This is a genomic window from Pedobacter polaris (assembly GCF_005116505.1).
GTDB classification, from domain to species: Bacteria; Bacteroidota; Bacteroidia; order Sphingobacteriales; family Sphingobacteriaceae; genus Pedobacter; species Pedobacter polaris.
The window spans coordinates 1,298,013-1,317,395 of record NZ_SWBR01000001.1 but is presented as its reverse complement, the minus strand read 5'-3'; the positions used below and the strand labels follow the sequence as shown (position 1 = coordinate 1,317,395).

At 33.9% G+C, this 19,383-nt stretch carries 18 protein-coding genes; 12 read left to right on the top strand and 6 right to left on the bottom strand.

The features are described 5' to 3' along the window. The first annotated feature begins 28 nt into the window (after positions 1-28). The 9 genes from FA048_RS05850 (at position 29) to FA048_RS05810 (ending at position 8,216) form a co-directional block, all read left to right on the top strand. Complete coding sequence (locus tag FA048_RS05850; protein WP_136839256.1) at positions 29-562, top strand: YceD family protein; 534 nt, start codon at positions 29-31, stop codon at positions 560-562. A gap of 17 nt (positions 563-579) precedes the next feature. Further along, on the top strand, positions 580-771 hold the full coding sequence (gene rpmF, locus FA048_RS05845; protein WP_131552139.1) for a 50S ribosomal protein L32: 192 nt from the start codon (positions 580-582) through the stop codon (positions 769-771). A gap of 96 nt (positions 772-867) precedes the next feature. Beyond that, positions 868-1,806, top strand: coding sequence for a phosphate acyltransferase PlsX (gene plsX, locus FA048_RS05840; RefSeq protein WP_136839255.1), 939 nt, complete (start codon positions 868-870; stop codon positions 1,804-1,806). A gap of 99 nt (positions 1,807-1,905) precedes the next feature. Continuing rightward, complete coding sequence (locus FA048_RS05835; RefSeq protein ID WP_136839254.1) at positions 1,906-2,901, top strand: beta-ketoacyl-ACP synthase III; 996 nt, start codon at positions 1,906-1,908, stop codon at positions 2,899-2,901. A 151-nt stretch (positions 2,902-3,052) separates the two neighbouring features. Further along, on the top strand, positions 3,053-3,526 hold the full coding sequence (accB, locus tag FA048_RS05830; RefSeq protein ID WP_136839253.1) for an acetyl-CoA carboxylase biotin carboxyl carrier protein: 474 nt from the start codon (positions 3,053-3,055) through the stop codon (positions 3,524-3,526). Positions 3,527-3,646: 120 nt separating this feature from the next. Next, a complete protein-coding gene (accC, locus tag FA048_RS05825) occupies positions 3,647-4,987 on the top strand; it encodes an acetyl-CoA carboxylase biotin carboxylase subunit (protein WP_136839252.1) in 1,341 nt (446 codons plus the stop codon). 79 nt (positions 4,988-5,066) lie between these two features. Further along, positions 5,067-5,942, top strand: a complete 876-nt coding sequence (gene tatC, locus FA048_RS05820; protein WP_205943423.1) for a twin-arginine translocase subunit TatC — start codon at positions 5,067-5,069, stop codon at positions 5,940-5,942. Positions 5,943-6,003: 61 nt separating this feature from the next. After that, positions 6,004-6,444 (top strand): ribose 5-phosphate isomerase B, encoded by a 441-nt coding sequence (gene rpiB / locus FA048_RS05815; protein ID WP_136839250.1) that lies wholly within the window; start codon positions 6,004-6,006, stop codon positions 6,442-6,444. A 146-nt stretch (positions 6,445-6,590) separates the two neighbouring features. Continuing rightward, complete coding sequence (locus FA048_RS05810) at positions 6,591-8,216, top strand: M28 family peptidase (RefSeq protein ID WP_136839249.1); 1,626 nt, start codon at positions 6,591-6,593, stop codon at positions 8,214-8,216. A gap of 62 nt (positions 8,217-8,278) precedes the next feature. Here FA048_RS05810 and FA048_RS05805 read toward each other — a convergent pair whose 3' ends face one another. Then, positions 8,279-8,506: a hypothetical protein gene (locus FA048_RS05805; protein WP_136839248.1), complete on the bottom strand. Its 228-nt coding sequence runs from the start codon at positions 8,504-8,506 to the stop codon at positions 8,279-8,281. A gap of 251 nt (positions 8,507-8,757) precedes the next feature. Between FA048_RS05805 and FA048_RS05800 the strand changes: the two genes are divergently transcribed. The 3 genes from FA048_RS05800 (at position 8,758) to FA048_RS05790 (ending at position 12,807) form a co-directional block, all read left to right on the top strand. Continuing rightward, positions 8,758-9,111, top strand: coding sequence for a helix-turn-helix domain-containing protein (locus tag FA048_RS05800; RefSeq protein WP_136839247.1), 354 nt, complete (start codon positions 8,758-8,760; stop codon positions 9,109-9,111). A gap of 292 nt (positions 9,112-9,403) precedes the next feature. Then, positions 9,404-10,792: a LutB/LldF family L-lactate oxidation iron-sulfur protein gene (locus FA048_RS05795; RefSeq protein ID WP_136839246.1), complete on the top strand. Its 1,389-nt coding sequence runs from the start codon at positions 9,404-9,406 to the stop codon at positions 10,790-10,792. Between the two features lie 38 nt (positions 10,793-10,830). Then, positions 10,831-12,807, top strand: coding sequence for an alpha-ketoacid dehydrogenase subunit alpha/beta (locus FA048_RS05790; protein WP_136839245.1), 1,977 nt, complete (start codon positions 10,831-10,833; stop codon positions 12,805-12,807). 23 nt (positions 12,808-12,830) lie between these two features. Here the strand turns inward: FA048_RS05790 and FA048_RS05785 are convergent, their stop codons facing one another. The 5 genes from FA048_RS05785 to FA048_RS05765 all read right to left on the bottom strand — a co-directional run bounded on the left by FA048_RS05785 (position 12,831) and on the right by FA048_RS05765 (position 19,279). Next, positions 12,831-14,120, bottom strand: a complete 1,290-nt coding sequence (locus FA048_RS05785; RefSeq protein ID WP_136839244.1) for an HlyD family secretion protein — start codon at positions 14,118-14,120, stop codon at positions 12,831-12,833. Between the two features lie 27 nt (positions 14,121-14,147). Next, complete coding sequence (locus FA048_RS05780; protein WP_136839243.1) at positions 14,148-14,762, bottom strand: hypothetical protein; 615 nt, start codon at positions 14,760-14,762, stop codon at positions 14,148-14,150. Between the two features lie 61 nt (positions 14,763-14,823). Next, positions 14,824-15,030 carry a hypothetical protein gene (locus tag FA048_RS05775; RefSeq protein ID WP_136839242.1) on the bottom strand — a complete coding sequence of 69 codons (207 nt, stop codon included), beginning with the start codon at positions 15,028-15,030 and terminating at the stop codon, positions 14,824-14,826. 210 nt (positions 15,031-15,240) lie between these two features. Beyond that, a complete protein-coding gene (locus FA048_RS05770) occupies positions 15,241-17,457 on the bottom strand; it encodes a peptidase domain-containing ABC transporter (RefSeq protein ID WP_136839241.1) in 2,217 nt (738 codons plus the stop codon). A gap of 229 nt (positions 17,458-17,686) precedes the next feature. Beyond that, positions 17,687-19,279, bottom strand: a complete 1,593-nt coding sequence (locus FA048_RS05765) for a cysteine peptidase family C39 domain-containing protein (protein ID WP_136839240.1) — start codon at positions 19,277-19,279, stop codon at positions 17,687-17,689. Positions 19,280-19,383 lie beyond the last annotated feature (104 nt).

Genomic DNA, 19,383 nt, shown 5'->3' with positions numbered 1-19,383 from the left:
ACCTTTGCAGGCTAAAATTTAGTTACAATTGAAGGCATTAAAACAATTTTCAATCCCGTTTACTGGCTTAAAATTGGGCAAACATCAATTTGATTTTGAGATTGATAAAAGCTTTTTTGATGCATTTGAGTACTCTTTGGTTAAAGATGGAGCACTTAAGGTTGTGCTTGAATTAGATAAACAGGAAACAATGTTGATATTGACCTTCCATATTTGGGGAACAATACAACTAAATTGTGATAAGTGTTTAGCCGAGTTTGGACAACCAATTGAAATTAAAGAAAGGCAGATTGTAAAATTTGCAGAAGATGAGTTAGAGAGCGATGATTTAGAAATCATTGTTTTAAACAGAAAGGAAAGTGAAATTGATGTTTCGGAAATGATTTACGAATTTATCAATGTAGCTATACCTTATATAAATAACTGCGAACAAGCAGGCACAGACCAAAAATGCGATCCAGAAATGTTAGCAACTTTGGAAAAACTGGCAAGCGGAAACGTAGAAAAAGAAGAAGAACAAAATGACGACCCTCGTTGGGAAGCATTAAAAAAATTAAAATAAAATAAAACAAATCAGCAATGGCACATCCAAAACGCAAGATTTCTAAGCAAAGAAGAGATAAAAGAAGAACACATTATAAAGCTGTAGCTCCTTCTTTGGCAACATGCCAAACTACTGGTGCTATACACGTTCCTCACACTGCTTACAATGTTGATGGTAACTTGTATTACAACGGTAAATTAGTTATTGAAAACACTTCAATAGGTTAGTTTTCTAAGAAAATTTTTGTGTTTTCTATTAGTTAAAGTTTAACTTAGATTAATAGATTTAAAAGCAATTTTGCTTACACACAAAAGATTTTTACTATGAAAATAGGTCTCGATATTATGGGCGGAGACTATGCTCCTAAAGCTAATGTTTTAGGAGCAATAGCGGCTCATCAATCCCTAAAAGCCGATGAGCACTTGGTGCTTATTGGTGATACTCAGCAGATTAAACCCCTGCTTTCAGAGAACGGATTCAATCCCGATCACTTTGAATATGTGCATACCGATGAAATTATTGGTATGGGCGAACATCCTACAAAGGCAATTCTTCAAAAGCCGAATTCTAGTATTTCTGTAGGTTTTCAACTCCTTAAAGAAGGTAAATTAGATTCTTTCGCGAGTGCTGGCAATTCTGGGGCAATGCTAGTTGGTGCTGTATTTAGCGTAAAAACTATTCCAGGTATTATTCGTCCGTGTTTATCTACCATTGTTCCCAAACTTAAAGGTGGCATTGGTTTAATGTTGGATGTTGGAGCAAATGCAGATTGCAAACCAGATACTTTATTACAATTTGGAATTTTAGGAAGTTTGTATGCAGAAAATGTAATGCAAATTGAAAACCCAAAAGTGGCTTTAATGAATATTGGAGAAGAAGATGAAAAAGGCAATATGCTTTCATTAGCTACTTTTCCGCTAATGAAAGAAACCAAGCTCTTTAATTTTGTTGGTAATGTAGAAGGACGAGATTTATTTAATGATAAAGCCGATGTAATAGTATGTGATGGTTTTACTGGAAATGTAATGCTTAAATTAGCAGAATCATTTTATGTATTGACCATAAAGAAAGGATTAAAAGATGAATTTTTTGATCGTTTTAATTACGAAAACTATGGTGGTAGCCCCGTATTAGGTGTTAATGCTCCAGTTTTAATTGGACACGGAATTTCTAGTCCAGAGGCAATAAAAAATATGATTTTCCAATCAAGAGATATGATTACTTCTAATTTGGTCGGAAAAATACAAGCTGCATTCCAATAATTTAAATCAAACAAACCACCATGATTTTACAATCACGTAAAAAATACTTAAAATCATGGTAGCTTCATCACAACTGAAGACATATTTAAACAGATGAAAATGAACAAAATTCACGCTGCTATTACTGCTGTTAATGGTTACGTTCCTGATTATATTTTAACAAATCACGAATTAGAAACCCTAGTTGAAACTTCAGACGAGTGGATTACTTCTAGAACAGGTATTAAGGAGCGAAGAATATTAAAGGGTGAAGGTTTAGGGACTTCAGATATGGCAGTTCATGCTGTAAATGGTTTGCTTAAAAAAAGAGGTATTGACGCTAAAGAAATAGAATTAATTATCTTTTGTACTACCACTCCAGATTTCACCTTCCCTGCTACAGCGAATGTTTTAGCAGATAAAATTGGTGCAACAAATGCTTGGGGCTATGATTTACAGGCAGCGTGTTCTGGTTTCATTTTCGGGTTAAGTACTGGAGCTCAATTTATTGAGTCAGGGAAACATAAAAAAGTATTGGTTGTTGGTGGCGATAAAATGTCATCAATCATCAATTATCAAGATAGAACAACATGCATCATTTTCGGTGATGGTTGCGGCTGTGCATTATTAGAGCCTAATGAAGAAGGATTAGGAATTCAAGATTCTATTTTAAGAAGCGATGGTTCTGGAAAAGATTTCTTAGGCATGAAAGCTGGAGGTTCAGTTAACCCCGCTACTCATGAAACCATAGATGCCAATGAACATTATGCACACCAAGAAGGCCCAACTGTATTTAAGTTTGCTGTTACAAATATGGCAGATGTTGCTGCAGAAATAATGGAACGCAATGAACTAACACCTGATGATGTAGCATGGTTAGTACCACACCAAGCAAATAAACGTATTATTGACGCTACTGCTTCTAGAATGGGTGTAAATTCCGACAAAGTAATGATCAATATTCAACGATACGGAAATACAACCAACGGCACAATTCCCCTATGTTTATGGGAGTGGGAAAGTAAGTTAAAAAAGGGAGATAATATTATTTTAGCCGCTTTTGGTGGGGGTTTTACATGGGGATCTATTTACCTTAAGTGGGCTTATAATAGTTGATAGACTATAGTTAATAGTCAATGGTTGGGGCGATTAAGCTATCATCCATCAACTATAGACCATTAACCTTATTTCTTATTAAAATAAACAAAAAAACTATAACTTAGTTAATTCATAAAGACACCAATTTTTTTAACATAACAACAAAAGAATGGATATCAAACAAATTCAGGAACTCATTAAATTTGTTTCTCGGTCGGGAGTAAATGAAGTTGCTATTGAGCAAGAAAACTTCAAGATCACTATCAAAACTAACCAGGCACCTGTTTATGTAAATGCAGCATTACCTGCAGCAGCAGCGCCACAGCCAGTTGCACCGGCAGCCCCAACAGTTGCTGTTGAAACCAAAGCACCAAGTGCTCCAGAAGCTGAGGATACCTCAAAATATACAACTATAAAGTCTCCAATGATTGGTACTTTCTATCGTTCATCTAGCCCTGATAAGCCATCTTTTGCTAACGTTGGCGATGAAGTTGGTATTGGAAAAGTAATATGTATCATTGAAGCCATGAAACTATTCAATGAAATTGAAAGTGAAGTTTCTGGACGTATAGTAAAAGTACTGGTTGATAATGCATCTCCAGTAGAATACGACCAACCCTTATTTTTAGTAGAACCTATCTAGAAATTGATTTCACAGATTAAGTAGATTTCACAGATTAAGAAATTACACAAGTAGATTTTTTTCAATCATTTAAAAATCAGTGTAATCCTAAAAATCGGTGTAATCAAAACGGAAAAAATTATGTTTAAAAAAATATTAATTGCCAACAGGGGCGAAATTGCTTTACGTATAATACGCACCTGTAAAGAAATGGGCATAAAAACGGTGGCTGTTTACTCTACTGCAGACAGAGAGAGTTTACATGTACGTTTTGCCGATGAGGCTGTTTGTATAGGTCCTCCCCCTAGTAAAGATTCTTATTTAAGTATACCAAATATTATATCAGCTGCTGAATTAACTAATGCTGATGCAATTCACCCAGGTTATGGTTTCCTTTCAGAAAATGCTAAATTTTCTTCAGTTTGCCGTGATTATGGAATTAAATTCATTGGTGCTACCCCAGAGCAAATTAATGGCATGGGCGACAAGGCTTCGGCTAAAGAAACCATGAAAATTGCTGGTGTCCCTACTATTCCAGGTTCTGAAGGCTTATTATCAAGCGTTAAAGAAGGTATTGAAATAGCCAAAGGAATGGGATATCCTGTTATTTTAAAAGCTACTGCTGGTGGTGGTGGCCGTGGGATGCGTATTGTTTGGAAAGATGAAGAATTCGAAAATGCTTGGGATAGCGCTCGTCAAGAATCTGGTGCTGCTTTCGGTAACGATGGCCTTTATTTAGAAAAATATATTGAAGACCCACGTCACATCGAAATTCAAGTTATTGGTGATCAATATGGTAAAGCTTGCCACTTATCTGAAAGAGATTGCTCTATTCAACGTCGTCACCAAAAATTAGTTGAAGAAGCTCCATCTCCTTTTATGACTCCAGAATTGCGTGAGAAAATGGGTGAAGCAGCAATTAAAGGCGCTTTAGCTGTAAGCTATGAAGGTGCTGGAACGGTTGAGTTTTTAGTAGATAAACACCGTAACTTCTACTTCATGGAAATGAATACACGTATCCAAGTAGAACACCCTGTTACAGAAGAAGTGATTAACTTCGATTTAATTAAAGAGCAAATTAAAGTCGCAGCAGGTATTCCAATTTCTGGAAACAATTATGTGCCAAACATGCACGCAATTGAATGTCGTATCAACGCAGAAGATCCATTTAATAACTTCAGACCATCACCAGGAAGAATCACAAATTTCCATTCTCCAGGAGGCCATGGTGTACGTGTAGATACTCATGTTTATGCAGGTTATCAAATTCCATCTAATTATGATTCGATGATTGCAAAATTAATTTGTGTAGCGCAAACTCGCGAAGAAGCAATTTGTACAATGGAGCGTGCTTTAAGTGAATTTGTAATTGAAGGTGTTAAAACTACAATCCCTTTTCACCTTAAATTAATGAAAGACCCTAATTTTAGAGCAGGTAATTTCACTACTAAATTCATGGAAACGTTCGAATTCTCAGAATAAAATAATCTTTTTATAGATTTAAACCGTAAATACCATTCTATATCAAACAGAATGGTATTTTTGTTTACAAATAATTTCAATGAGCAAATCACAAGAGTTTATAGATACTATAAAGAAAAAAGGACAGACTTTAGAAGCTGAGATGTCATTCTTTGACCATATTGATGTGTTAAGGAAACATTTACTGAGAGGGCTAGCAGTTGTAACTTTACTAACCTGTGTGGCTTTCTATTTTTCAGATTTCATTTGGAGTAAAATTATAATGGGGCCAAAAGATCCATCTTTTTGGACTTATAGAATGGGTTGTAAATTGGCCTCTATCTTCCCCTCTTTGGCTCAAGATTTTTGTATCACTAAAATAGATGCTAAAATCATCAATACAGAAATGTCTGGACAATTCACCTTGCAAATGACATCTTGTATTATGGCAGGGCTAATCTTAGGAATTCCTTATCTTTTATTTGAAGTATGGTTATTTATTAAACCTGCTTTATTAGAGACCGAAAGAAAATCGTCACAAGGTTTTGTATTCTTTGCATCGATGTTGTTTTTAATGGGTGTTTTGTTTGGTTACTACTTTATTGCACCTTGGTCAATCAACTTTTTGATTAATTTTACAGTTGACCCTGGCATTGAAAACACATTTACCATAGATTCGTATCTGTCTACAGTGCTCACTCTGACATTAGGAACTGGAATAATTTTTCAATTACCTGTTGTTATTTTTATTCTTTCGAAACTTGGGGTAATGACTCCACAATTTATGCGAAAAAATAGAAGATATGCAGCTATATTGATTTTGGTAGTTGCTGCTATCATTACACCAACAGCAGATCCATTTACCATGATGATTGTGGCCATGCCTCTATTCTTACTTTATGAATTGAGCATTATGATCTCCTCAAATATCCAAAAGAAAAAATTAAAGGCTGAAGCATTATTTTTCAAAAACTAACAATTAAATCCCGCAACAAAAAATTTACGCATAAGCTGCAATATTCTATATAAATTTGAAAATGTCTACAGAAAAAAAACTAAAGATTGCAATTGGTGCAGACCATGCTGGATTTGAATATAAAGAAATCTTAAAAGACTATTTATCGAATTATGAAGTTAAAGATTTTGGTACCCATTCTGCTGATTCTGTAGATTATCCAGATTTTGCTCATCCAGTTGCTGAGGCTGTAGAAACTGCAGCATTTGATTTTGGCATTTTAGTATGTGGAAGCGCAAATGGAGTAGCAATAACAGCAAATAAGCACCAAGATATTAGGGCAGCGATCTGCTGGGAGAATGAATTAGCTTCACTGGCAAGGCAACATAACAATGCAAATGTATTGTGCATACCAGCTAGATTTGTTACTACATCTTTAGCAAAAGAGATGGCTACTACTTTTATTACCACAGATTTTGAAGGCGGTAGACATGCAAATAGAGTGAATAAAATATCCTGCTAACTTATATAAAACAACCGATGTGATGTAATAAATCTCACATCAATATTAACTAACAAACCAATGAATCATCATGAGTTCCATTTACAAAATGGCGACAAATAAACTCATGATAGCTTCATAAAACTTAAAAAACAATTATAAAACTGATGAAAAAAACATTTTTATACACTGGTCTTGCTGTATTGCTTGGCTTTAGTGCTGCAGCTCAGAAAAATCCTGATGCAGTAAAATTTAGTGAAACCATTACTAAAGAAAGAGGTTATAGTCACCTATCAATCTTAGCATCTGACGAATATGAAGGTAGAGAGACTGGTAAAAAAGGAGCTTGGATGGCTGCTGATTATATTAAGAAACAATTTCAAAGTTTCGGATTAACCGGTCCTGTAAAAGGTGGAAGTGACCCATACTTTCAAAAAGTTGGTTTTGCTTCAAAAAGTTTAACCAAATCAGAATTGGTTGTTGGCGGACAAGCAAAAACAAATCTTAAGGATTTTTACATCAACTTAAATGATGCTTCCGGAAAAGGATTTAAAGTTAAAGCAAAATCAATTTTATTTGCAGGTTTTGGTATTAGCAAAGAAGGTTTTAATGAATTTGAAGGACAGAAAGTTAAGGGAAAAGTTGTAATGATTTTTGCTTCTGGAGATCCAACTGTAAAAAATACAGCACCTGCTACTGGAGGAAGAAGAGCGCAAACAAGCGTTGGTAGCTTGCAAAGCAAAGTTAAATATCTTACTGATAATAAAGCAGCTGCAATTTTGGTAATCAACCCTGGTGTTGACAATATCAATGATAGAATGAAAGCATATCTATCTGGTAGCAGCGATGGTTTGGTTAAAAAGGAAACTGTAAAAGTTCCTACTGTTAATATTGGTACTGCTGTAGCTAATCAAATTCTGGCCGCAGCAAATACAAGCTTAGATGTAGTAAAAAAACAAATTACAGAAACATTGAAATCAGCTTCGGTTGTGATTAATGTACCAGTTACCTTAACAGCAGAATTACAGACTACAGATTTAAGAGCAGAAAATGTTTTAGGTTTCTTAGAAGGTTCTGATCCTGAATTGAAAAAAGAAGTATTGGTAATTACTGGCCACTATGACCATATCGGATTAGTAAAAGACCCAAATGCAACAGATAAAGTAAACAATGGTGCAGATGATGATGGTTCTGGAACCACAGGTGTTTTATTGTTAGCTGAAGCATTTGCTAAAGCAAAAGCAGATGGCAAGGGCCCTAAAAGAAGTATCTTATTTATGACAGTTTGTGGGGAGGAAAAAGGATTATTAGGTTCTGAATGGTATTCTGAAAATCCTGTATTTCCAATAGAGAATACCATTGTAAATTTAAATACAGATATGATTGGCCGTACTGGTGAAGAATATTTAGGAAAACCTGATAGTGCAAATTATATATATTCAGTTGGATCTTTCAAATTGAGCACAGAATTAGGGAAATTAAGTGAGAGCATTAACGATACTTATACTCAAATGAAGTTAGATTACAAATATGATGACCCAAAAGATACTCAACAAATTTACTATCGTTCTGACCATTATAACTTTGCTAAGTTAGGCATTCCGGTAATTTTCTATTATGATGGTATGTTAGAACAAGATTATCACAGACCTGGTGATGAAGTAAGCAAAATTAACTTCGCTTTACTTGCTAAACGTGCTCATCTTACCTATTATACCGCTTGGGAATTAGCAAATAGACCTAACAGACCATTAGTAGATAAAAACTCAGACGGAACACCAAAGACTAAATAACAATAAAAAAATCCCAACATAACTGTTGGGATTTTTTTATTGTTATTAAATTTCTAATATAACTACTCTATACTTCCCCCCCAATTTTCATAATCACATATTGCTCCAGAAGCCTGTCCAAAAGAACAGGCATTTTGAGCTTGAGTATCACACATCATCCATAAAATATAATCTTCTGGAGTTCCATCATTAACTACACCATGGCTCACTAGACATGCATTATAAAGATACTGTACACTCATTACTCCTCCTAAAACATTTTTCATCTCAGCTTTGCTAAGTAAATTCATTTTTTTCATTGTTAAATTCTAATAGTGTTTATTTAAATATTAAGTCAATCACGCTTGACTTATTAGGCGATACCAGTATCGATAAATATCGTTTTTGGTAATATTTTAAAATATGCTTAACCTTTTTAATTTTATATATAATTAAACTAAACCTAAGATAATTAAACTAAAAAATCGACTAAATTATGCATAAGACTATGCGTAATTAAATAAAACCATTTACCTTGTATTAGAATACTAGGCATCAAAATATGGGTATAAAGGAAATATTATCAAAAAAAACATTGAAAGAAATATTAGGAGGAGATGAACTCAGAAAAATCAGAGACGAATTTTGCTATTCGCAAGAATATATGGCTAAAAAAATCGGGCTAACTCAAAGTACCTATCAAAGATTAGAAAGTGGTAAAATTAGAATCTCAAAAGAACATCAGATAAAGATTGCTGAAATTTTCAATTTATCCATAGAATCATTCAGAAAAGATAATCAAACAGAAGAAATTTTTATCAAAAACAAGGAAATAGCCTTGTTGCAAAATATAATTAGTCAACTAGAAAACCGAATCCTAGAATTGGAAAATACATTAAGGACGATTGTAAAATAGACTAAATAAGTCAGTTAACTGTTGATCAGGAAAAAGCTAATAATAGCAATAAGCAAAATTGATTTCCCAATGTTGGCTAAAAGAGCGCAACTGGTATATTTCACTGCTTGGGAATTAGCAAATGGTGCAAACCGCCCGGTAGTTAATAAAAATGCAGATGGAACTCCAAAAACTAAATAAGAGTTTCAATTAATTTACTAAATCCCGATAGCTTTTAACTATCGGGATTTTTTTTGACAATTACCTTCTATATTTTACATCGTCCCTTTTACATTTTCTAGTATATTTGAGCATGAGTACTACCGCAGAAGAATTTTTGATAAAAGCTGATGAAAAGGCTTTTGATATGCCTCATCGTAAAACCATTAATCATAATATTGGCAAATACAATGTTGCTGTTGAACGCGGTCTTTCTAAATTCGAAAACCTAGAAGCATCTAAGAAAAAAGCACATGTGATTAAATGGCGTGTGATGGAAAATCTAGATAAATTTCTACCCGAATTTGAATCAAACTTTCAAAAAAGAGGTGGTAAAGTAATTTGGGCAAATGATGTTGAAGAAGCCCAAAAAGAAATTTTAAATATTATTCAAAGAAATAACGGTAAAACCGTTATCAAATCTAAATCGATGACAACCGAAGAGATTCATTTAAATGAATTTCTTGAAAAAAATGACATTGAATCTTTAGAAAGTGACTTAGGAGAATACATTGTACAGTTATTAGGGCAGAAACCTTATCACATCGTAACTCCAGCCATGCATTTAAGCAAGGTAGAAATTGCTCAATTATTTCATGAAAAATTTGGTACAGCTATAGATGCAACACCAGAACAACTAACTCAAAAGGCAAGAGAACTTTTAAGAGAAAAATATCTCAATGCAGATATTGGAATTTCTGGAGGTAATTTTTTAGTAGCTGATACAGGTAGTATCGCCTTAACTGAAAATGAAGGTAATGCCCGTTTGTGTACTACTTTCCCAAAAATTCATATTGCTATTGTCGGAATAGAAAAAATAATCCCCTCCATTGCGGATCTAGATCTATATTGGCCTTTATTGGCAAGCCATGGTACAGGACAAAACTTAACTGTTTACAATACGTTATTAAGTGGCCCTAGGCAACCCAATGAAACCGATGGTCCCGAAGAAATGTATGTGATCTTATTAGATAATGGGCGTACAAATCTTTTAGCTCAAAAAGACCAAAGACAGGCTTTATATTGTATTCGTTGTGGAGCATGTTTAAATGCATGTCCTGTTTATAAAAATATTGGTGGGCATACTTACAACACAACCTATAGTGGTCCAATTGGCTCTATTATTACCCCACATTTAAAGGGAATGAAAGAATTTAAGCACCTTAGCTATGCCTCTAGTTTATGCGGTAAATGTTCTGAAGTTTGCCCCGTTAAAATTGATATTCATAAAATGTTGTTGCTCAACAGAAGAGATGCAGCGGCGGGCCATGAGAACACTAAAACTGAAGAATTTGGATGGAATTTGTGGAAAAGAGGAATGAAAAAACGCTCTATGATGGATATGTTTAGTGGAAAAATGAAAAACTTTTTTCTTAAAACCTTCTTCAAAAAAAGTTGGGGCAAATATCGTGACATGCCAGAAATTGCGCAAAAATCATTTTCCAAACAATGGGAAGAAACAAAAAAAAGTCCTGAATCTTAGTAACCCAATCTCAATTCGCTATACCAAATAATTAGAATATGCAATTCGACAGAAAAGATAAGGATGATGCTAAACTTTTAGCCCTATATAAGACATTACTTTATCCACGAATGGTAGAAGAGAAAATGCTTATTCTTTTACGCCAAGGTAGAATTGGGAAATGGTTTTCTGGAATTGGTCAAGAAGCAATAGCTGTTGGTAGTACTTTAGCTATGCAAAACGATGAATATATTTTACCAATGCATCGAAACTTAGGTGTTTTTACCAGTAGAAATATCCCGTTAAAAAAATTAATGGCGCAATGGCAAGGAAAAGTATCTGGTTTTACCAAAGGTCGTGATCGCTCTTTTCACTTTGGCACCCAAGATTACAAAATTATCGGAATGATTTCTCATTTAGGCCCACAAATGGCTTTAGCTGATGGAATAGCACTTGCAGATGTAATTGAAAATAAAAAACACGCAACCTTGGTATTTACAGGAGAGGGAGCAACAAGTGAAGGTGATTTCCACGAAGCAATTAATGTTGCCTCGGTATGGAATTTGCCCGTAATTTTCCTAATAGAGAATAATGGTTATGGCTTATCTACGCCAATAAATGAGCAATTTAACTGTAAACATTTAGTAGATCGTGCAATTGGCTATGGAGTTGAAGGTATCCAACTAGATGGCAATAATATCTTAGAAGTATATGATAAACTAAGCGAAATTGCTTCGAGCATAAGAGAAAATCCAAGACCAGTATTAGTAGAGTGTTTAACATTTAGAATGCGTGGCCATGAAGAAGCATCTGGAACAAAGTACGTTCCTCAGCACCTATTTGACGAATGGCAAAAAAAAGACCCGGTAAAAAATTTCGAAGACTATTTAGTTACCGAAAACATATTAGATGAAGAATTAATAGCAACTATTAAGCGAAGTTATAAAGCTGAAATAGAACAGGAAGTTGAAGAAGCGTTTAATGAGGAAGAACCAGTTGCAAATGATTCAATTGAGCTTAGCGATATGTTTTTCCCTTATCAACAAGAATTAACTCAACCTCAAGCAACAAAAACAGAAAAACGCTATTTAGATGCCATAACTGAAGGTTTAAAAGAGGGAATGCAACGTTACAATAACTTGGTTATTATGGGTCAAGACGTTGCTGAATACGGTGGTGCTTTTAAAATAACTGATGGATTTGTAGCAGCATTTGGGAAAGCCAGAGTTCGCAATACACCAATTTGCGAATCTGCTATAGTTGGTACAGGATTAGGTTTATCTATTAACGGTTACAAAGCCGTTGTAGAAATGCAATTTGCAGATTTTGTAACCTGTGGTTTCAATCAGATTGTAAATAATCTGGCCAAAACTCATTACCGTTGGGGAGAGAAAGCTGATGTTGTAATACGCATGCCAACCGGAGCAGGTAGTGGTGCGGGCCCATTTCATTCTCAAAGCAATGAGGCTTGGTTTACCAAAACACCTGGGTTAAAGGTGGTATACCCTGCTTTCCCGTATGATGCAAAAGGCTTGTTAATTGCAGCAATTGAAGACCCAAACCCTGTCATCTATTTTGAGCATAAGTATCTTTATCGTAGTTTAAGTGGACTGGTTCCAGAGGGTTATTATACAGTAGAAATTGGAAAGGCTAATGTTTTAAAACATGGCGATCAATTGAGTATTATCACTTATGGCCTGGGTGTTCATTGGGCATTAGAATATTTAAATAACCATAATGAAATAAATGCCACATTGGTGGATTTAGTAAGTTTACAACCATGGGATAAGGAAACTGTTGCAAAAGCTGTTAAAGCAACCGGAAGGGTAATTATTCTACACGAAGACACCATAAGCAGTGGTTTTGGGGCAGAACTTTCCGCATGGATTGCCGAACATTGTTTTGAAGATTTAGATGCACCTGTAATGCGTTGTGCAAGTTTAGATACCGCTATTCCGATGAATAAAGTACTAGAAGATAGTTTCTTGGCTAAAAGTAGGTTTGCAAAAACAGTGGAGAAAATATTAGCTTACTAAGCTATAATCAACTAAGTCACAACTCAATTCCCATTATTTAACATCTTGGTCATATTTCTTAAAAAACGTTGCAAAAGACTGCTTTCTCTTGTTATTATTTCAGCGTCTCCCATCATCCCTGTTTTTAAAATAATAGGATGCAGACTATCTTTTTGTTCAAAATTAATAAAATCTATTTTTGCAATAAAGACACTATCCTTTAAAGCTGCATCTGTAATGAAACTAATTTTGCCATTTATTAGCCCATATTCTTCAAAAGGGAAACTCCTCATCTTGACCAATGTTCTTTGCCCAAGACTTACTTTTCCCATGTTGTATTGAGGTATTTGTACTTCTCCAAAAAAATTGGTATTCCCAGGATTCACAATAAACAGTTCTTGGTTAATAGCTACATTTTGGTTCTCCTGTAAAATACCAGCAAACCCTACACGACCTGCTAATGGGGATAGTACTACATATTTCAAAATCCAACTCTCTGTTTCATTTAACATACTACTTAATGCTTGTCTGAACTTTGACTGTTGTTCTCTAATGGTATTGTCTAAAATAGCGATTTCCTTTTCCTTAGCTAAATAGGTAGAATTGTTATTAAGCAATGCCGTAGCTGATTGTTGCAATGGATATTTGCTTGCCAAATACTTATTTTCTTGCTGTTTGAATTCGCTGTTTGAAATTACATTTTTACTTTTTAACTTTAGATAAGCTTGAAATTCTTCCTCAGCATTTGCATATTCTTTTTCCTGTATCTTTTTTTGTGTGTTAATCTGATTTTGTAGTTTCTTAATCTCAGTCAAGTCCTTCTCTAAATAGTTACGCTGTGCAAGGTAAAACCCTCCTTTTTGAGTATTTATAAAAGCCAAATATTCTTGATAAAAATTTTGATAACTGCTCTGTAGTTCACCTAAATTTAATCCTGTTGTTTCAAAATCAGAACTACTTACTTGTGTAGTATTTAACTTTTGTTGAAGTAATTTGAGGTTATTTGCGAACTTGATTACATCTATATGACTAGCTGTACTTTCTATAAATGCCAAAGGTTGTTTTTCGGCAACAATTTGGTTTTCTTTTATAAGAATTTTAACTAATTTACCTTGTTGGTGCGCTATAACAGGTTTTGGCGAATTAAGAGAGTTTACTTTTAATGAGGTTTTAACCACATCTGGATACCTAATAAAAGCCGAAAGTAAAATTATCAAAACCAAAACCAAAAAAATCAAGGTAATACCTCTTCTTAGTATCCAAGAAGGAACTGCTGTAATGATCTCTTGAACCTCTTCACTGTTTTGATAATCTACTTGTTGTTCTATTGGCATAATTAATTATTTTGTTTGATATAAGCTCTAATTTTTCTCTATTAAGGCCTTTACTTCTTGCCCTTTTTTTGAATTCTGAAGGTTTATAGGTAAGTTGTTATAAATTTTCTTATAATCAACAGAACTTCTATAAGTTCTTTTATCTACTCTAATAATTACACTTAATAACATTAATGCTAAAGGTGATTTACTATATTCTTCGAAGAAATTTTTATAATTCCCTGTTTTAGTGGCATCATCCATTGCATATAGTGCTTTGGTATGAATTCCACCCAAAACTTGAGAATCTTTCACATTATCCTTTACATAAATCGATATTGAATCATCCAAAGCAATTATTTTCGATTCAAATATTCCTTTATTTCGATTCTCTACTATATCTGAATAAGTTCTATTAGAATCTAGCCCGAAATAAAGAATGGCCATTTCGAATTCTTTCTCTTTATTTACTAGAAAATTGAACTTTCCATTAATAATAGGCTTTTTAATAGTTAAGTTCCTTTCGCTCAAGAACAAATATGCATATGAATAGGGAGAGGTTTCTAAAGATCCGCTAATCTTTGAAAGATTAGACTGGGCAAAGGAATTTGTGAAACTCAAAACAAGATAAAAGATAATGGTTATTACAATTTTTAATTTCATAAAATATTCTTTTGTAAGGAATTAAGACAGACCAATTGAAAAAACTGATCTGTCATTTTAATTATGAGGGGTTATTATCAGGATTAGAATCCCACTCTCGCAAACAGGTTTCTAATATCAAATTAAATATGATATCATCTTCTATCGGATCACCAGATGATGGTTCACTAGCTGCTTGTTGCAAGCATTGAGATTGATACCATGCTGGACAACCACCACCAAATACATTTTTCATTTCATTTTTACTTAAAATATTATGTTTATTCATTTGTAATTACTGTTTTTTACATTCAAAAACAGTTAAAAAAGTTAGTTTTGCAATTGATTAATTTCTGTTTGCCACTTTGGTGAGCATACCTACGGGCTTGTAGGTTTTACCTAGTTCAGCTACCCCCTTGGGTGGCTGAACTGTTTTAAAATTTTATATTTGCGATTTTTTAATTTAGGTTAACATTCAATTTATTGTTTTTAATTTTATTTATTCGCCCAATTCTAACTGGTTTTTTACCAGCTGATAATATTCTCCCTTATTGTGTGTAAGTTGAGTATGGGTGCCTTGTTCTATGATTACCCCTTTATCTAACACTACAATATTATCAGCATTTCTCACTGTACTCAGCCTATGAGCAACTACTACGACAGTTTTACCCCTAAAGAATTTTTCTAGGTTTTGCATAATAATACTTTCATTGTTGGCATCAAGCGAGTTAGTGGCCTCATCAAAAAAGATGTACTCCGGATTTTTGTAGACAGCCCTAGCAATTAAAATCCTTTGTTTTTGTCCTTGGCTAATTCCGTTTCCTTCTGCTCCAATTTTGGTATTTAATCCGAGTGGTAACCCATCAATTAAATCATCAATGTTAGCCATTTTAACCGCATGTCTCAATTTTTCTATATCTGGATATTCGTCAACCACCGCAATGTTTTTAGCAATGGTATCAGAAAAGATAAAACCATCTTGCATTACAGTGCCGCATTTGCCTCGCCAATAACGGTAACCAATTTGATCTAAATGTGTGGCACCTACTTTTAATTCGCCCTTTTGCGGGTTATAAAAGCGCAACAATAGCTTTAGAATGGTAGTCTTGCCACTACCACTCATACCCACAATGGCAGTGGTTTTCCCTTCGGGAATATCTAAGTTAATGCCTCTTAAAACAGGTTCGTTGCCTGCCCCTGGGTAGGTAAAACTTAGGTTATGAATGCTAATGCTCTTATTGGTGGGCAACTCCTTTAAAAAAGTTTTGTCTACTGGTTCCTCATCATCCATTTGATGTATTTCATTTAACCTCTCCAAGCTGATCTTTGCATCCTGAAGCTGTTGAATAAAGCCTAATAACTGTTCAATTGGACTGTTAACCTGACCTACAATATATTGTATGGCCATCATACCGCCAAGGGTTAATTGCCCATCTATAACAGATTTGGCTACTAAAAAGGTAATGATAATATTCTTGCCCTCATTAATAAAAAAAGTACCAGCCTGTTGAATTTGCCCTAGTGATAAACTCTTTATACTGTATTTAAAAAGCCCTGCCTGTAATCTTTCCCATTCCCAACGTTTTTGTTGCTCGCAATTATTAAGTTTGATCTCCTGCATACCACCAATCAGTTGTACAATGCTACTTTGGTTTTTGGAGGAAATATCGAAACGCTTAAAATCCAGATCGCGTCTCTTTTTTAAGAATGCAATTACCCATAGGGAATAAATTACGCTACTCAGCAAAAAGATAAAAAAAATATTGATGTTGTAATAAGCTAATACACCTGTAAAGATAATTAGATTAAACATGGAAAAAATGATGTTCAGTGTGCTACCGGTCAAGAAGCTCTCAATCCGTTTTTGATCGTTCATCCTTTGCATGATATCCCCTGTCATCTTTGCATCGAAAAAGCTCATGGGCAATTTCATCAACTTGATCAAAAAATCAGTAAGGATTGAAATGTTAATCCTTGTACTGATATGTAACAAAATCCATGAACGGATAAACTCTACACTCATTCTGCCTACAAACAACATCGTCTGTGCAATCAGGATGATATAGATGAAATTAAGATTTCTGGTATTAATACCTATATCTACAATTGATTGTGTAAGGAAAGGAACAATTAATTGTAATAAGCTGCCTACGCCTAATCCGACAAATAACTGTGATACCAATTGTTTATAACGATAAAGATAGCGTAGTAAATAAGCAAAATTAATGCCTTCTGTTTTATCCCCCTCTTGTATATATAATTCAGGAGTAGGAGATAATACCAAGGCAATGCCTTGTCTATGGCTATTATTGTATGTGCTTAACCAGTGCGTGACAAATTCTTCCGTTTTATACTTGATTAAGCCCTTCGCTGGATCTGCAACATGGTAAATCCCATTCTTTATTTTGTATAAGACTACAAAATGGTTTTGATCCCAATGTAAAATGCTAGGTAATTCAATTTCATTTACTTGAGCAAGACTTAGTCTACTACCTGTAGTTCTAAATCCAATTTTTTCTGCAGCCTCGCTAATGCCCAAAAGTGAAACCCCTTCTCTGTTAATTCCCGAGATTTCCCTTAACTGTTGTATACTAAAGTTTTTGCCATAATGTTTGGCAACCATGCGAAGACAGGTTGGCCCACAGTCCATTTGGTCTGGTTGCTTGTAAAAGGGGAAGTTTTTTTTCAAAGGTATTATAAAAAATTTGTATGTCATTATGTTTTAGCTCATTAAGCTAAATTATTAGAGCAATTTTTAAATGGCTATTTTGACTGTAAAATACAGTATTTTATTCTTGTATTAAGAGCTGTTCATAATTTGAATGTTTAAGTTTTAGTAATCCTTCACGCAGGTTTACTTAAGCAGTAGCGATGTACGTCGATACTAGCTGTTGGGGTAGTTTCATTCCAAATCATGCTGCCTTTTTGTACAAAAGATTTTACTATTAATTTAATAAATATTTAATGTCTTCTAATCTATAAGGTTCTGGAAGTTTATAACCATTTATCAAAATAGTGGGTGTAAAAGTGATTTCGGTTAAATCACACCAAGCTTTTTGTTTCTTTGTTACTTCATTCCATTCCCCATCAAAATTGATTGGATGTTTCTGTGCCCAATTTTCATATTTTTTAGTGCTTTGATTATACCAATCGTTAAGTGCTTGTTCTACTAATTTCACATCATTTAACTGACCTAAAGCACTGATATGTCTGGCAACCTTTGTTTTTTCATCGTTATCGTGGTCTGCAGTACTAAAAATGATTTTTACTTGAATATCATCCCTGTAACTTAGCCATCCATCAAGAACTTGATGAGCCTTGGCACAGGGACCACAAAATGGATTGCTGACCATAGTGATGGTCGTCTCGGCATTAGGATTGCCTAAGGTAATGGGCATCAAATCATTAGAAATACTGTATTTAGCTTGGTTTTGTAGTACTTGTTTAAATAAATCACTATTGTACTTAAACTTTTTAAGTTGTTGTTTTAAAGGTTTGCTTAGTGCTGATTTTAAAAGCATAGGTTTTATAACTGCCCAAGTTAAGATGGGTATTGTGAATGCTAATAGAATAGAAGGTATGATCTTAATATAAGTTGAAATTTCAAAATTTAAAATGTTATCTGACAAAATATTGAGTATAAATTCCCCCAATAAAATTGCTTGAACAGCGCAACACAATACACACCAATTTTTATGTCTGTATTGGTAACTTAGAGAATAGATGGTATAAGGTAGAGCGAATACATTTAGCCATGCTAAAATTGATATAGAAAGAGGTAAGAATAATAGACATATAGAGCTGCCTACAAAATAAAAATAACCTACCTCACTCCAGCTTAACCATGATGTTACCTTGGCAGCTTCTGATTTCAAAATAGCATTACAGTTATTTTTGTTACCCATACTGCATAAGTTTTGTATTAATGGATTGTTTGCATTAATGCTGTGCATTAGTAAAAGAACACTGGTTAATACCCCAGTTAATTTTATAAATAATAAGACCCCATAATTGGGATTGATTGTTTGGTAATCAATTGCTAATAATATCCCCAAAATAATGGTGGTGATTAAAAGAGGTAATTTTAACCTACTAAAAATATCTTTAATGTAATTGTTATTATATCCGATTTCACCACTTTTATCAGTTTTGGTAGCATGTAAAGCTACCCCAGACCACTCCTTTAAGAAATCGTTTTCAGATATTAAAGCATTTTTTCCTTTTTCATTACTATAGGTAATTTGATGGTCTTTGATTGCAGTTATTAATATATAATTACCACCATTTGTTTTTAAATGAGCAATAAAGGGGAATTGTAAATCAGAAGGGTCATAATCTTCTTTGTCAATTTGATAAGCATCATTTGCAACATACCATTCTGTTAAACAATCACTAATGGATAACAAACTCGGATAATCTGGATGATCTTCTAATGCGTTTTTAATTGTGCTATCACTAACTTTAATATTTAGGGCTTTTAATAATAGTTGTACGATTGCAACAGCGTTACTTTGCCTTGCTTTAAAAAGATTAAGCATATAATTATATTTTTCGACGTTAATTTTTATGGCAGAAATTATCCTAAACCATCATTTATAAACCTAAAATGTTTGTGTGATTTTTTTTGTGATTTGTTTTCACA

What these genes read in the sequence shown, in the direction of transcription:
- rpmF (WP_131552139.1), top strand. Translation starts at nt 580, where the DNA reads ATGGCACATCCAAAACGCAAGATTTCTAAGCAAAGAAGAGATAAAAGA.
- plsX (WP_136839255.1), top strand. Translation starts at nt 868, where the DNA reads ATGAAAATAGGTCTCGATATTATGGGCGGAGACTATGCTCCTAAAGCT.
- FA048_RS05835 (WP_136839254.1), top strand. Translation starts at nt 1,906, where the DNA reads ATGAACAAAATTCACGCTGCTATTACTGCTGTTAATGGTTACGTTCCT.
- accB (WP_136839253.1), top strand. Translation starts at nt 3,053, where the DNA reads ATGGATATCAAACAAATTCAGGAACTCATTAAATTTGTTTCTCGGTCG.
- accC (WP_136839252.1), top strand. Translation starts at nt 3,647, where the DNA reads ATGTTTAAAAAAATATTAATTGCCAACAGGGGCGAAATTGCTTTACGT.
- tatC (WP_205943423.1), top strand. Translation starts at nt 5,067, where the DNA reads ATGAGCAAATCACAAGAGTTTATAGATACTATAAAGAAAAAAGGACAG.
- rpiB (WP_136839250.1), top strand. Translation starts at nt 6,004, where the DNA reads ATGTCTACAGAAAAAAAACTAAAGATTGCAATTGGTGCAGACCATGCT.
- FA048_RS05810 (WP_136839249.1), top strand. Translation starts at nt 6,591, where the DNA reads ATGAAAAAAACATTTTTATACACTGGTCTTGCTGTATTGCTTGGCTTT.
- FA048_RS05805 (WP_136839248.1), bottom strand. Translation starts at nt 8,506, where the DNA reads ATGAATTTACTTAGCAAAGCTGAGATGAAAAATGTTTTAGGAGGAGTA.
- FA048_RS05800 (WP_136839247.1), top strand. Translation starts at nt 8,758, where the DNA reads ATGGGTATAAAGGAAATATTATCAAAAAAAACATTGAAAGAAATATTA.
- FA048_RS05795 (WP_136839246.1), top strand. Translation starts at nt 9,404, where the DNA reads ATGAGTACTACCGCAGAAGAATTTTTGATAAAAGCTGATGAAAAGGCT.
- FA048_RS05790 (WP_136839245.1), top strand. Translation starts at nt 10,831, where the DNA reads ATGCAATTCGACAGAAAAGATAAGGATGATGCTAAACTTTTAGCCCTA.
- FA048_RS05785 (WP_136839244.1), bottom strand. Translation starts at nt 14,120, where the DNA reads ATGCCAATAGAACAACAAGTAGATTATCAAAACAGTGAAGAGGTTCAA.
- FA048_RS05780 (WP_136839243.1), bottom strand. Translation starts at nt 14,762, where the DNA reads ATGAAATTAAAAATTGTAATAACCATTATCTTTTATCTTGTTTTGAGT.
- FA048_RS05775 (WP_136839242.1), bottom strand. Translation starts at nt 15,030, where the DNA reads ATGAATAAACATAATATTTTAAGTAAAAATGAAATGAAAAATGTATTT.
- FA048_RS05770 (WP_136839241.1), bottom strand. Translation starts at nt 17,457, where the DNA reads ATGACATACAAATTTTTTATAATACCTTTGAAAAAAAACTTCCCCTTT.
- FA048_RS05765 (WP_136839240.1), bottom strand. Translation starts at nt 19,279, where the DNA reads ATGCTTAATCTTTTTAAAGCAAGGCAAAGTAACGCTGTTGCAATCGTA.